Annotated in this window: 15 protein-coding genes; 12 read left to right on the top strand and 3 right to left on the bottom strand. The window is 66.9% G+C overall.

From position 1 onward, the window contains the following. Positions 1–106 precede the first annotated feature (106 nt). Both GV161_RS05615 and GV161_RS05610 read left to right on the top strand, forming a co-directional pair. Positions 107–1,093 carry a tripartite tricarboxylate transporter substrate binding protein gene (locus GV161_RS05615; RefSeq protein WP_152015635.1) on the top strand — a complete coding sequence of 329 codons (987 nt, stop codon included), beginning with the start codon at positions 107–109 and terminating at the stop codon, positions 1,091–1,093. A gap of 111 nt (positions 1,094–1,204) precedes the next feature. Continuing rightward, positions 1,205–1,918, top strand: a complete 714-nt coding sequence (locus GV161_RS05610; RefSeq protein ID WP_152015636.1) for a ribonuclease activity regulator RraA — start codon at positions 1,205–1,207, stop codon at positions 1,916–1,918. Between the two features lie 21 nt (positions 1,919–1,939). On the opposite strand, the gene GV161_RS05605 is transcribed toward GV161_RS05610, so the two are convergent. Beyond that, positions 1,940–2,974 carry an LLM class flavin-dependent oxidoreductase gene (locus tag GV161_RS05605; RefSeq protein ID WP_152015637.1) on the bottom strand — a complete coding sequence of 345 codons (1,035 nt, stop codon included), beginning with the start codon at positions 2,972–2,974 and terminating at the stop codon, positions 1,940–1,942. A 247-nt stretch (positions 2,975–3,221) separates the two neighbouring features. Here GV161_RS05605 and GV161_RS05600 point away from each other — a divergent pair, with 247 nt between their 5' ends. After that, entirely contained in the window at positions 3,222–3,419 is a 198-nt protein-coding gene (locus GV161_RS05600; protein WP_152015638.1) for a hypothetical protein, read from the top strand. 201 nt (positions 3,420–3,620) lie between these two features. Here GV161_RS05600 and GV161_RS05595 read toward each other — a convergent pair whose 3' ends face one another. After that, positions 3,621–4,085, bottom strand: a complete 465-nt coding sequence (locus GV161_RS05595; protein ID WP_152015639.1) for a hypothetical protein — start codon at positions 4,083–4,085, stop codon at positions 3,621–3,623. A 220-nt stretch (positions 4,086–4,305) separates the two neighbouring features. On the opposite strand from GV161_RS05595, the gene GV161_RS05590 reads away from it, so the two are divergent. The 9 genes from GV161_RS05590 to ccoS all read left to right on the top strand — a co-directional run bounded on the left by GV161_RS05590 (position 4,306) and on the right by ccoS (position 12,938). After that, positions 4,306–4,962 carry a helix-turn-helix domain-containing protein gene (locus GV161_RS05590; protein WP_152015640.1) on the top strand — a complete coding sequence of 219 codons (657 nt, stop codon included), beginning with the start codon at positions 4,306–4,308 and terminating at the stop codon, positions 4,960–4,962. Between the two features lie 181 nt (positions 4,963–5,143). After that, on the top strand, positions 5,144–6,757 hold the full coding sequence (gene ccoN, locus GV161_RS05585; protein ID WP_244624202.1) for a cytochrome-c oxidase, cbb3-type subunit I: 1,614 nt from the start codon (positions 5,144–5,146) through the stop codon (positions 6,755–6,757). A gap of 8 nt (positions 6,758–6,765) precedes the next feature. Further along, complete coding sequence (gene ccoO / locus GV161_RS05580; protein WP_152015641.1) at positions 6,766–7,530, top strand: cytochrome-c oxidase, cbb3-type subunit II; 765 nt, start codon at positions 6,766–6,768, stop codon at positions 7,528–7,530. Positions 7,531–7,538: 8 nt separating this feature from the next. Then, positions 7,539–7,694, top strand: a complete 156-nt coding sequence (locus tag GV161_RS05575; RefSeq protein ID WP_091837401.1) for a cbb3-type cytochrome c oxidase subunit 3 — start codon at positions 7,539–7,541, stop codon at positions 7,692–7,694. A 3-nt stretch (positions 7,695–7,697) separates the two neighbouring features. Then, positions 7,698–8,582, top strand: coding sequence for a cytochrome-c oxidase, cbb3-type subunit III (ccoP, locus tag GV161_RS05570; protein WP_152015642.1), 885 nt, complete (start codon positions 7,698–7,700; stop codon positions 8,580–8,582). 1 nt (position 8,583) lies between these two features. Beyond that, complete coding sequence (ccoG, locus tag GV161_RS05565; protein ID WP_244624163.1) at positions 8,584–10,038, top strand: cytochrome c oxidase accessory protein CcoG; 1,455 nt, start codon at positions 8,584–8,586, stop codon at positions 10,036–10,038. Next, the gene (locus tag GV161_RS05560) at positions 10,035–10,580 is read left to right on the top strand and encodes a FixH family protein (protein WP_152015644.1); all 546 of its coding nucleotides are present in this window, start codon (positions 10,035–10,037) and stop codon (positions 10,578–10,580) included. Before ccoG ends, GV161_RS05560 begins: the two co-directional genes overlap by 4 nt. 1 nt (position 10,581) lies before the next feature. After that, a complete protein-coding gene (locus GV161_RS05555) occupies positions 10,582–12,771 on the top strand; it encodes a heavy metal translocating P-type ATPase (RefSeq protein ID WP_152015645.1) in 2,190 nt (729 codons plus the stop codon). Continuing rightward, positions 12,768–12,938 (top strand): cbb3-type cytochrome oxidase assembly protein CcoS, encoded by a 171-nt coding sequence (gene ccoS / locus GV161_RS05550; RefSeq protein ID WP_152015646.1) that lies wholly within the window; start codon positions 12,768–12,770, stop codon positions 12,936–12,938. Before GV161_RS05555 ends, ccoS begins: the two co-directional genes overlap by 4 nt. On the opposite strand, the gene tetR is transcribed toward ccoS, so the two are convergent. After that, positions 12,935–13,552, bottom strand: a complete 618-nt coding sequence (tetR, locus tag GV161_RS05545) for a tetracycline resistance transcriptional repressor TetR (RefSeq protein ID WP_152015647.1) — start codon at positions 13,550–13,552, stop codon at positions 12,935–12,937. The two genes, ccoS and tetR, sit on opposite strands and share 4 nt — an antisense overlap. Between the last annotated feature and the right edge of the window lie 47 nt (positions 13,553–13,599).

Raw genomic sequence — 13,599 nt, 5'->3', positions numbered from 1 at the left:
AAATTTCAGATTTCAAATCTGGAATTGCGTGCTATGGAGTCGAGCAAGACGGCCGCAAGACGCCGGAACGGCAAGGCTGGACGAGATAACGACGAGGGAGGATTGGATGACATCGATCACACGCCGCGGCCTGCTCGCCGGAGCCGGCGCCATGCTGGCCGCACCGGCCTTGACGCCTGCTTGGGCGCAGAGCGGCTATCCCGGAGGGAGGGTCGTCACCATCGTGGTGCCCTTCGCCGCGGGCGGCACGACCGACCTGCTCGGGCGCATCCTGGCCGATCGGCTGGGCGCACGCCTCGGTGGCAAGTTCATCGTCGAGAACCGGGTCGGGGCAGGCGGCAATACGGGCGCGGCGGCGGTCGCTAAGGCGGAACCGGACGGCTACATGCTGACCATGGGCACGGTTTCCAGCCATGCCATCAATCCCGGCGTCTACACCAAGATGCCCTATGACCACATCAAGGACTTCGCGCCGATCTCGCAGGTGGCGAGCGTGCCCAACCTGCTGATGGTCAATGTCGACCTGCCGGCCAAGACGGTGCCGGAACTGATCGAGCTCCTGAAGAAGAACCCCGGCAAATACTCCTTCGGCTCCTCGGGCGCCGGAACCTCGACCCATATGGCGGCCGAGCTGTTCAAGGTCTCGACCGGCACCGACATGGTCCACGTGCCCTATCGGTCGAGTGCACAGGTGACGCAGGACCTGCTCTCCGGCCAGATCCAGTTGACCTTCGACAACATCACCATCGCCTGGCCGCATGTCGAAGCCGGCAAGATCCGGGCGCTGGCGACGGCGACGCCGAAGCGGCTGGCGGTCGCGCCCGACCTGCCGGCGCTGTCGGAGTTCATCCCGGGCTATGATGCCAGCTCCTGGCACGGTTTCTTCGCGCCGTCGAAAGTGCCGCCGGAGATCGTCGCCAAGCTCTCGACCGAGACGCAGGCGATCATGCGCGAGCCGGCGGTGATCGAGCAGCTCAAGAAGCTCGGCGTCGACCCGGTCGGCTCAAGCCAGGCCGAGTTTACCGCCCATATCGCCAGCGAGACCAAGCGCTGGGCGGACGTTGCGCAGAAGGCGAATGTGAAGATCGAGTGAGCGAGGCTGGTTGGCGTCTAGTCATGAGATTCTCGGGTCAAGCCCGAGAATGACGGCCAGCACGGCGCCGGGACCATCACTGCAAGCGACAGATCAACAGGACAAAGCCGCATGACCGCCCTGACCTCCGAGAACCGCGAGAAGCTGAAGCGCGTCTCGACAGCGACGCTGACCACGGCGCTGTTCAAGCGCGGCCTGCGCAACCAGTTCATCCAGGACGTGCGCCCGCTCTCAGCCAACGCGCCGCGCATGGTCGGCGAGGCCTTCACGCTGCGCTACATTCCGGCGCGCGAGGATCTCGACCATCTCAGCGTGTTCGAGGGCACGCAGCATCCGCAGCGCGTCGCGGTCGAAACCTGCCCGCCCGGCCATGTCATGGTGATCGACAGCCGCAAGGATGCGCGCGCGGCCTCCGCCGGCTGCATCCTGGTGACGCGCCTGATGCAGCGCGGCGCCGCCGGCATCGTCACGGATGGCGGCTTCCGCGACAGCCCGGACATCGCCGCGCTGGGCTTTGCCGCCTATCACAGCCGGCCGAGTGCGCCGACCAACCTGATCCACCACCATGCGCTCGACATCAACGCGCCGATCGGCTGCGGCGACGTGCCGGTCTATCCCGGCGACATCGTCGTCGGCGACGGCGAGGGCGTCTGCGTGATCCCGGCCCATCTCGCCAACGAGGTAGCGGCCGAAGCCTATGAGCAGACCGCCTATGAGGATTTCGTCGAGATGAAGGTGCGGGAAGGGCGCGGCATTTTTGGCCTCTACCCGGCCAATGCCGAGACCAAGGCCGAGTTCGCCAGATGGCGGCCGGACTGGAAGTAGGTTGGCGAGCTGGCGGCGGATTCAGGCCGCCAGCAACTCCCGCACCATCGGGATGACCTCGCGGCCATAGAGCTCGATGCAGCGCAGCAGCTTGTCCTGCGTCAAGGGGCCGGCGCTGATCTTGAGCTGGAAGCGCTGCAGGCCGAGCGCCTTGACCGTCGCGGCGATCTTGCGCGCGACGGTCTCGGGCGAGCCGAGATAGAGGGCTCCGCCCGAAACCTCACGCTCGAACTCCTCGCGCGACAGCGGACCCCAGCCGCGCTCGGCACCGATACGGTCGCGCATCGTCTTGAAGGCGGGGAAGAACTCCTCGGCCGCCTGCTCATCGCTCGCCGCGACATAGCCGGGCGAATGCACGCCGATCGGCCGCTCGGCCTGGCCAAGGCGCCCCATCGCGTCGCGGTAGAGCTGGGCGTAAGGGACGAAGCGCTGGGCCGGACCGCCGATGATGGCGAGCATCAGCGGCAGGTCGTAGCGCGCGGCCCGCACCACCGATTCCGGGCTGCCGCCAACACCGATCCAGGTCGTCAGCTCGCCTTTTTCGATCGGCGGGAAGACCTGCTGGTCGCGCAGCGGCGGGCGCAAGGAACCTTCCCAGGTCACGCTCTTCTTGCGGAGAAGCTCGACGAAAAGGTCGAGCTTCTCCTCGAACAGCACCTCGTACTGGCGGAGGTCGAAGCCGAAGAGTGGGAAGGATTCGGTGAAGGAGCCGCGGCCGAGGATGACCTCGGCGCGGCCGTTCGAAAGTGCATCGACCGTCGAAAAGCGCTGGAAGACGCGGATCGGATCGTCCGAGCTCAGCACCGTCACGGCCGATCCCAAGCGGATGCGGCTGGTGCGCGTCGCGATGCCGGCAAGCACGGTCTCGGGCGAGGACACCGCGAAATCGCCGCGGTGATGCTCGCCGATACCGAAGAAGTCGATGCCGATCTCGTCGGCGAGCACGGCCTGCTCGACGAGGTCGCGGATCACCTGTGCATGCGGGAGGAGGACCCCGTCCGGGCCGGCGGTGACGTCGCCAAAGGTGTCGAGGCCGAGTTGGAGAGAGGCGGGCATGGTCGGGTCCGAAGCTGGTGCAGCACGCCGTTTTGCCGGCGCCCGCGCCATCTGGCGCTGGCATTGCCGCCGTTCAAGATGCGCCGGCGCCGAGGGGTCTATGCGAATTCGCCAAAATCGGTACCATGAGGAACAATAATATCCGCCTCACCCCCCATTTGGGTGTGGCGGGGCGCTGACGATTGCTGTTGCTTCGGCAAGCTCCGGGAAACGGATTCGCGCGCAGTCGCAAAGGGGGGAGAGGTTGATGGACGGCGAGGCTGTGGCCGAGAGCGATCGCTCTATCGTCGGCAATCCGATGCTGCTGCCGTTCTATGATCTGTCCTTCGAGGAAATCGAGCTGCTGTGCCGGGTGACGGCGGTGTGGCGAGAGGGCAGCACGGAGGTCGCCGACGGCGCCTGGTTCGCGAGTTTCATGGGCGCACGGAAGGAGCCGACCCGATAGGCGAGGCGATTCTAGTAGCGCTCGCCATGGTCGCCATTGCGGTGGGAGCGTGGTGGGCGACGACCCGGTGGCGGCTCTAGACGCGGCCGCCGCTCGACCATATCCGGCGAAGCCGGTTTGCCGGATATGCCTCGGCTTTTTGTTTTGCGCAGTTCCGGACGCCAAACCGCTGCGCACTTTCGCTGCAACGGCCTTGGACGATCACGCCGCCGGCTCGAGCCTGGCGCGGCCGAGGACCATGACACGGTCGATCTGGAAGCCGCAGCGCTGCAGGGCGTCGTGATCCTGCGGCCAGGCGGCCGAGCGCTCCAGCGAGATCGCGATGCGTGGCAGGTCAAGCTGGGCGGCGAGCTGGTTGGCAAAGCGCAGCAAGGCATCGACGAGACAGGTTCCAGGCAGCCGCATCATCGCGATCTCGGAGATCTCCAGCGTCGTGCCGCCCGTGATTGTGCGCGCAATGCGAAAGCCGAACAGGGCATGCGGCATGCCACGTGCGTCACGCAGGGCGAAGACACCTGATGGCTGAGTCCCGTCCTGCGAATGGTCGCGCACAAAGGCGGCCCAGCCATCCGGGGTGAGCTCGGGATGCAGCAGGGTGACGAGCCCGTAGACCGTGTCGGCGCTGTCCGGCAGGATGCGCGCGACTTCGAAGATGTCATCGCCCATCAGGTGCGGCTCTCCCGAGTTTCCAGGCAGCAACCTCGTTTCGCAGGGCCTATTGCCGCATTGATCTGGATCAAATCCGCAGCGCCGAGGCAGGGCGTGTGCTTTGTCAGCCTGCGGCCATGGGGTAGGGTCCTGTGATGAACAGGAAGGTGCGATTGTGAACTGTCAGCCCTCGGTGTGTAGCGGCGCCGCTCGCGGCGAGAGCGGATGCCGCAACTGCATGGTCCGCCTGGTCAGCGTCTGCGCCTCCCTGAACGATGACGAGCTCGCCTTGCTGGAGCAGCTGGCGATGCCGACGCATTTTGCCTCCGGCGACACGCTGTTCTCGCAAGGCGCCGAGGCGCACTGCGTCTACAACGTCACCGGCGGTGTCATCCGGCTCTACAAGCTTTTGTCCGACGGGCGCCGCCAGGTCGTCGGCTTCGCGTTGCCAGGCGATTTCCTCGGGCTCGCCATGCGCGATGCCTATGGCTTCTCGGCCGATGCGATCGGCGACGTTGCGGTCTGTGCCTTCTCGCGTGGCGCCTATACGGCTCTGGTCGACGCCAAGCCGCATCTGCTCAAGCGCCTGCACGAGTTCGCGACGCATGAGCTGACGCTCGCCCATGAACAGATGATGCTGCTCGGCCGGCGCACCGCCGAGGAGAAGCTGATCTGCTTCCTGCTCGGCATGCAGCAGCGCTGGGCCCGGCTCGGCAAGCCGTCGGTGACGGTGCCGCTGCCGATGACGCGGCAGGACATCGCCGATTTCCTCGGCCTGACGATCGAGACGGTCAGCCGCACCTTCACCCGTCTCGCCAAGGAGAAGACGATCCTGATCGTGCCCGGCGGCGTGCGCGTGATGAACGCGGAGCGGATGCACGCCGTCGCGGCGTGAGCTGCGCCTTCGCGCCGCAGCCCGTTCCGTCCTGCCCTTGACCTGGATCAAAGCCCCCCGCTCAACCGGCCGCTAAGCCTCCCGCTGAGGGCGCATCCCAGCGCCTGTGACGAAGCGGGAGTCAGCGGTGACGGCGACGACGAGCCCTGTCCGGGCAATGACGGTCGGCGAGATGATCGGGATGCTGATCGCGGGCGCCAGCGTGCTGCCGCTGATCCTGATCGGCGCACTGACCGAAAACTCCGGCTACGCCTTCCACGCCATGCTCGGCGCAGCCGCAGCCGCGGCCAGCATGATCCTGATCGGCAATCGCTGCTTCGACGGCTCGCCCGCGGTCCCGCCGCAGGAGATCGATGGCAAGCCCAATTACAATATGGGGCCGGTCAAGTTCGCGACCGTCGCCTCGATGGTCTGGGGCATCGCCGGCTTTGCCGTCGGGCTGATCATCGCGCTCCAGCTCGCCTTTCCCGGGCTGAACTTCGACCTGCCCTGGACCAATTTCGGCCGGATGCGGCCGCTGCACACCTCGGCGGTGGTCTTTGCCTTTGGCGGCAATGTGCTGATCGGCAGCTCGTTCTATGTCGTCCAGCGCACCTGCCGGGCCCGCCTCGCCGGCGACCTTTCGCCCTGGTTCGTCGTGCTCGGCTACAACCTGTTCATCGTCATCGCCGGCACCGGCTACCTGCTCGGGATCACCCAGAGCAAGGAATACGCCGAGCCGGAATGGTATGCCGATCTCTGGCTGACCCTGGTCTGGGTCGCCTATCTCCTGGTCTTCCTGTTCACGCTGAAGAAGCGCCGCGAGCCGCATATCTATGTGGCGAACTGGTTCTATCTCGGCTTCATCCTGACCATCGCGGTCCTGCATGTCGGCAACAACGTCGCCGTGCCGGTCTCGATCCTGTCGCCGAAGTCCTACGGGCTGTGGTCGGGCGTGCAGGATGCGATGTTCCAGTGGTGGTACGGCCACAACGCGGTCGGCTTCTTCCTGACCGCCGGTTTCCTCGCGATCATGTACTACTTCGTGCCCAAGCGCGCGGAGCGGCCGATCTACAGCTACCGGCTCTCGATCATCCATTTCTGGGCTCTGATCTTCATCTATATCTGGGCCGGCCCGCACCATCTCCACTACACCGCGCTGCCCGACTGGGCGCAGACGCTCGGCATGACCTTCTCGATCATGCTGTGGATGCCCTCCTGGGGCGGCATGATCAACGGCATCATGACCCTGTCGGGCGCCTGGGACCGGCTACGCACCGACCCGGTGTTGCGGATGATGGTGGTCTCGCTCGCCTTCTACGGCATGTCGACCTTCGAGGGGCCGCTGATGTCGATCAAGGCGGTGAACGGGCTCTCGCACTACACCGACTGGACCATCGGCCACGTCCATTCCGGCGCGCTCGGCTGGGTCGCCTACATCTCCTTCGGCGCGATCTATTGCCTGGTGCCCTGGCTGTGGAATCGCAAGGGGCTCTACTCGCTCAAGCTGGTGAGCTGGCACTTCTGGGTCTCGACCCTCGGCATCGTCTTCTACATCACGGCGATGTGGGTCTCTGGGATCCTGCAGGGCTTGATGTGGCGGGCCTATACCTCGCTCGGCTTCCTCGAATACGCCTTCATCGAGACCGTCGCGGCGATGCACCCGTTCTACGTGATCCGGGCGCTCGGCGGCGCGCTCTTCCTGATCGGCGCGCTGATCATGGCCTTCAATCTCTGGATGACCGTGCGCTGCGAGGAGGCTGCAGACACGCCGCAGGCCCATGCGCTGCCGCCGCGCCAGCTCGCCACCGCCTGAGGACCATCATGACGAGCATAGACCACAAGCCGCCGCGCCGCTCGCTCTGGGCCAAGCACAAGATCTTCGAGACAAACTCGATCATCCTCGCCCTCGGCACGCTGCTGGTGATCTCGATCGGCGGCCTCGTCGAGATCGCGCCGCTGTTCTATCTCCGGAACACGATCGAGACGGTGCAGGGCATGCGGCCCTATACGCCGCTCGAGCTGGCCGGGCGCGGCATCTATGTGCGCGAGGGCTGCTACAACTGCCACAGCCAGATGATCCGGCCGCTGCGCGACGAGGTCGAGCGCTACGGACACTACTCGCTCGCGGCCGAGAGCATGTACGACAAGCCGTTCCAGTGGGGCTCGAAGCGGACCGGGCCGGACCTCGCCCGCGTCGGCGGCAAGTATTCCGACGAATGGCAGCGGGCGCACTTGGCCGAGCCGCGCGCGATCGTGCCGCAGTCGATCATGCCGGGCTATTCCTTCCTGGAGAAGACTGAGCTGAAGTTCGGGGACATCGCCGACGAGCTCCGCGCCAACCGCGCCGGCGGCGTGCCCTATAGCGACGAGATGATCGCGCAGGCTGAGGCTGATCTGAAGGCGCAGGCGACGCCGGACCATCCCGGCCAGGCCGATCTGGAGAAGCGCTATCCCAAGGCGCAGTCGCGCGATTTCGACGGCAATCCGCAGCGCATCACCGAAGCCGACGCCCTGATCGCCTATCTGCAGGCGCTCGGCACGATGGTCGACTTCAAGCTCTACGACGACAAAGCCAACATCCGCTGAGCCAACCCATGCAAACGACCTATCACTGGCTCGCCGGCTTCGCCCAGTCCGCCGGGCTCCTCTACTTCGTCGCCGTCTTCCTCGGGGTCTGTGTCTACGCCTTCTGGCCGAAGAACCGCGCCCGCTTCGAAGAAGCCGCGCTCAACCCGCTGCGCGAGGACTGACCGATGGACCAGAAGCACGACGATCCCCATGTCGATGCCGCCACAGGCTACAGCACGACCGGCCATGAATGGGACGGCATCCGCGAGCTCAACACGCCGCTGCCGCGCTGGTGGCTCGGCATCTTCTACGCCACGATCGTCTGGTCGATCGGCTACTGGATCGTCTACCCGGCCTGGCCGCTGCTGACCGACGCGACCAGGGGCGTGATCGGCTATGCCAGCCGCGCCGACATCAGCGCGGACATGGCCAAGCTCAAGGCGCAGCGCGCGGCGCAGGCGGCCGGCATGGCGGACGCAACGCCGGCGCAAATCAAGGCCGACTCGACCCTGTTCCAGATCGCGATGGCGCAGGGCAAGGCCGCCTTCGGCGACAATTGCGCGGCATGCCATGGTGTCGGCGGCGCCGGTGCCAAGGGCTATCCCAACCTCAACGACGACGACTGGCTCTGGGGCGGCTCGCTTCCGGCGATCCAGCAGACGATCCGCCATGGCATCCGCGTCGCCGGCGACAACGACACCCGCGTCAGCCAGATGCCGGCCTTCGGGCGCGACGGCGTGCTGAAGCGCGAGGAGATCGCAGCCGTCGCCAGCCATGTCCGTGAACTCGCCGGCCTGCCGACCGAGCCGAAGGCGGACCTGCCGCTCGGGCGCAAGGTCTTTGCCGACAACTGTGCCGCCTGCCATGGCCCTGCCGGAAAGGGCAACCAGGAACTCGGCGCCCCCAACCTCACCGACTCGATCAGCCTCTACGGCATGGACATGGCCTCGCTGACCGAGACCATCAGCAACAGCCGCAACGGCGTGATGCCGGCTTGGGCCGGGCGTCTCGACGAGACCACGATCAAGGCGCTGACCGTCTATGTCCACTCGCTGGGGGGAGGACAGTAGCGTGAGCAGCACCGGGACCGACCAGGACGACATCCCGCTCTTCGCGGCGTCGCGGAAGGTCTATCCGCAGAGCGTGTCGGGTCCGTTCCGGCGCGCCAAGTGGCTCATCCTCTTCCTGTGCCTGGGCATCTACTACCTGCTGCCCTTCCTGCGCTGGGATCGCGGCCCCTATCTCCCCAACCAGGCGGTGCTGGCCGATATCGCCAATAACCGCTTCTACTTCTTCTTCATCGAGATCTGGCCGCAGGAGGTCTACTACTTCACCGGCCTGCTGATCCTGGCCTCCTTCGTCCTCTTCCTGATGAACGCGGTCGCAGGCCGGGTCTGGTGCGGCTATCTCTGCCCGCAGACGGTCTGGACCGACCTTTTCCTCGCGGTCGAGCGCTTCTTCGAGGGGGACCGGCGCGAGCGCATGCGCCGCGATGCCGAGCCCTGGGGCTTGGACACGCTCTGGCGCAAGACCGCCAAGCATGCGGTCTGGCTGGTCATCGCCTGGTGGACCGGCGGCGCCTGGGTGCTCTACTTCGCCGATGCGCCGACGCTGGTGCGCGAGCTTGCGACCTTCACCGCGCCGCTCTCGGCCTATGTCTGGATCGCGATCCTGACCTTCACCACCTATGCGCTCGCCGGCATCATGCGCGAGCAGGTGTGCAAGTATATGTGCCCCTGGCCGCGCATCCAGGCGGCTCTGACCGACGACGAAGCGCTCAACGTCACCTATCGCTATGATCGCGGCGAGCCGCGCGTCTCGGTCAAGCAGGCGGTGAAGCTGAAGGCGCAGGGCGCGCCGGCAGGCGACTGCATCGACTGCTTCCAATGCGTCGCGGTCTGCCCGACCGGGATCGACATCCGCGACGGCGCGCAGGTCGACTGCATCCAGTGCGGGCTGTGCATCGACGCCTGCGACACCGTGATGACCAAGATCGGCCGCCCGACCCGGCTGATCGCCTATGACACCGACGGCAATGTCCAGCGCCGCCTCGCCGGGCTCGCCGCGATCTACCGGCCGGTGCGCCTGCGCACCTTGGCCTATGCGGCGCTGATCGCGATCGTCGGCGGCGCCATGCTCTGGCAGCTCGCGACCCGCAGCACCGCCGGCATCTCGGTGCTGCATGAGCGCGCCCCATTGTTCGTCACGCTGAGCGACGGCTCGATCCGCAACGCCTATGCGGTGCGCCTGCTCAACAAGCGCCCGGAGCATCGGCCTTTCGCCCTAACGGTCTCTGGCCTGCCGGGCATCAGGATCGAGGCGGTCGGGATCACGCCGAGTGCCGATCTGCGCCCCGTCGTCAGCGTCGATCCCGATTCGACGCGCGAGGTGCGCGTCCTCGTCACCGTCCCGGCCGGCGTGCCGCTTGCGCCCTCGCAGGCGATCACCATCACCGCCTCCGATCTCTTCGCCGGCGAGACGGTGCGCGCCGACGACCATTTCATGGCGCCGGAGACCCATCGATGAGCTGCTGCGGAGTCATCCTCATGCCCTATGAGAATCCAAGGCCGATCGCCCCGCGCCGCCCCTTCGGGCTGACCGGCGGCATGGTCGCGGCCATGCTGATCCTGTTCTTCGGCGTGATCGTCTCGGTCAACGCGACGATCCTGACGATGGCGCTGCGGACCATGCCGGGCGTCGAGACCCGCAGCGCCTATGAGGACAGCCAGCGCTTCAACGAGGAGATCGCCCGCCAGCACGAGCGCGATGCACGCGGGTGGGCCGCCACCACGACGCTGGTCCGGCAAGGCGAGGGCGCGACGCTCGCAGTCAGCCTGGCCGATCGCAGTGGCGGGCCGCTCGCCGGCCTCGCGGCCAGCGCCCGCCTGCGCCACCCCGCGACCTCCGCCCGCGACCATGACCTCGTGCTGAGCGAAAGCCGGCCGGGGCGCTACGAGGCCCGCTTCGAGACGATCGAAGCCGGCTCCTGGATCCTCGAATTGCAGGCGAAGCGCGGCGAGGAGGTCGTCTTCGTCTCGCGCAGCCGCGTCACCTTGGCGGAGCGCTGAGATGGCGGCGCAGGACCTCTCTGTCTTCGTCCGCCATCGCGACGATGGCATCGCCAGCATGGAGCTGGCGGTCGACGGGATACGCTGCGCCGGCTGCATGCAGGCGATCGAGGGTGGGCTCGCCCGCGAGCCGGCCATTTTGGGCGCCCGCGTCAACCTCGCGCTGAAGCGCATCTCGGTCGAGTGGCGCGAGGCGCTGCTGCGGCCGGAGGCGGTGGTCGAGAAGCTGGCCGCGCTCGGCTTCAAGGCCTATCCCTTCGCGCCCGAGCGCCAGGTGGACGGGGCGGCTGCCGAGGAGCGTTATCTGCTGCGTGCGCTCGGCGTCGCCGGCTTCGCCTCGATGAACATCATGCTGCTCTCGGTCGCGGTCTGGTCCGGCAACAGCGGCGAGATCGACCCGACGACGCGCGACTTCTTCCACTGGCTCTCGGCCCTGATCGCGCTGCCGACCGCCGCCTATGCCGGCCGCCCCTTCTTCGAGAGCGCGCTTCGGGCTTTGAAGGCCGGCGCGGTCAACATGGACGTGCCGATCACCATCGGCGTCGTGCTGGCGCTGGTGATGTCGGTCGCCGAGACCTGGAACCATGGCCGCCACGCCTATTTCGACGGCGTGGTCATGCTGCTCTTTTTTCTCTTGATCGGGCGCTATCTCGACCAACTGATGCGGCGGCGCACCCGCGACCTTGCCGGCAATCTCGCCGCGCTTAAGGCCGAGACCGCGACGAGGCTCGCCGCCGATGGTAGCGCGACGGTGATGCCGATCGCCGCGATCGCTCCTGATGATCTCGTGCTGGTGCGACCGGGCGAGCGCGTCTCCGTCGACGGCATCGTCGAGACCGGCCGCTCCGAGCTCGACCAGAGCCTCGTCACCGGTGAGACCGCCCCAGTCGTGATCGGGCAGGGCGAGCGCGTCCATGCCGGCACGCTGAACCTGACCGGCGCCTTGACCGTGCGGGTTGAGGCGGCCGGGCAGGGCACGCTGCTCGACGAGATCGACCGGCTGATGGATCAGGCCGTCGGCAACCGCTCGCGCTATGTCCGCCTCTCCGACCGTGCCGCGCGGCTCTACGCCCCGGTGGTGCATACGCTGGCGGCCTCGACCTTCCTCGGCTGGCTGGCCTTCGGCCTGTCCTGGCCGGAGGCGCTGATGATCGCCGTCACCGTGCTGATCATCACCTGTCCCTGCGCGCTCGGTCTCGCCATTCCCGCCGTGCAGGTCGTCGCGGCCTCCGCACTGTTCAAGCGCAAGATCATGCTGAAGGAGGGCGATGCGCTGGAACGCCTGGCCGAGGCCGACATCGCCGTCTTCGACAAGACCGGCACGCTGACCCTGCCGGAGCCGGACATTCTCAATCCCGAAGCATTGCCGGTGGAACGGCGGGCCGAGATCGGGGCGCTCGCGGCGGCGAGCGGGCATCCGCTGGCGCAGGCCCTCGCAAGGGCGCTCGGCGTTTCGCGCGCCGCGGAAGACGTGCACGAGGAGCGCGGGCAGGGCCTCTCGGTCGGCAACGGGAACGACGAGCGCCGTCTCGGCAGCGTCGCCTTCTGCGGTGCGCAGGCGCAGGCGACCATGGTCGCGGCGCTGCATCCCGGCGCCTCGCTGATCGCCTATCGCCATGGCTCCTTCCGCACGGTGCTGGCGCTGGGGCAGGCGCTGCGGCCGCAGGCCTGCGAGACGGTCGCGGCGCTGCGCAAGGCTGGGCTAGAGGTCGCGATCCTCTCAGGCGACCGGTTCGAGGCGGTGGCGCCGATCGCCGCCGAGCTCGGCGTCACCGAATTGCATGCCGGCCTGATGCCGGGCGACAAGCTCGCTTTGCTCGAAAAGATGGCGGCTGGCGGCCGCAAGGTGCTGATGGTCGGTGACGGGCTCAATGACGCACCGGCGCTGGCAGGGGCGCATGTCTCGCTCTCGCCGGTCAGCGCCACCCATCTGGCGCAGGCGGCGGCCGACATCGTCTTCCTTGGCGAGAGCCTGGCACCGGTCGCGGGGGCGCTCGAAATCGCCCGCAAGGCGCGTCGGCTGATGCTGCAGAACCTCTTCTTCGCGGTGCTCTACAATGCGGTTGCGGTGCCGATCGCCATTGCCGGGTTGGCGACGCCGCTGGTCGCCGCCGTCGCCATGTCCGGCTCCTCGCTGGTGGTGACGCTCAATGCACTGCGTGCCCGGGGCGCGTCGGAGGCTCGGTCATGAACATCATCGTGATCCTGTTCCCCTTGGCGCTCGGCCTAGGGCTGTTGGGGCTTGGAGCCTTTTTCTGGTGCATGCGCAGCGGCCAGTATGCCGATCTCGACGGCGCGGCCTGGCGGATTCTGCAGGATGATGATGCGGGCAAGCCCTCCGGGAGCGATGAAGTCTAGGTTGAGAGCCGGCGTTCGAGGCCGGCAATGAAATTCTCCAGGCCGTAGTCGAAGGCAGTGTCCGCCCCATCCTGCTCGACCTCGTGGAAGAGGGTCTGCAGGAATATGGACAGTTCGGATGAGCCCGGTTCTGCACCTTCCCGCTCTGTCATGTCCGTCGGCGAGGCCTGCTCTTCGATAACGGCGCCGACCACATAGTGGCTGATTGCAGCCAGAGCGCGGGCGGCGTCCCTCGGGGCGAAGCCGCCCGCGCAGAGAAGACGAATCTGCGCTTCGATTGCGCCGGATTGCGGGGCACTCGGCCGAGTGCCGGCATGGATGCGCGCGCCATCGCGATAGGCGAGCAGCGCCTTGCGGAAGCTACGGGCGTTTTCACTCAGAAACACGCGCCAGTCCTCGCCGAGCCTCGGCATGGCGCGAGTATGGTTCTCGGTCAGCATGGCCTCAGCCAACGTATCCAGCAAAGCGCGCTTGTTGGGGAAATGCCAGTAGAGGGCCGGCTGCTGGACCTTCAGGCGTTCCGCGAGCCTACGTGTGGTGAGGCCGTCGGCCCCGACCTCGTTCAGCAGGCCGAGCGCTGCGCGAACGACGATATCTCGATCTAGTTTTGCCATTGCCGCTCGATCTCACCTCTTGACAATTTATCGATGATAAATTTTTT

The organism is Bosea sp. 29B (genome assembly GCF_902506165.1).
Classification (GTDB): Bacteria; Pseudomonadota; Alphaproteobacteria; order Rhizobiales; family Beijerinckiaceae; genus Allobosea.
The sequence above is the reverse complement of the archived record's forward strand: the minus strand, read 5'-3'. Positions and strand labels throughout refer to the sequence as shown.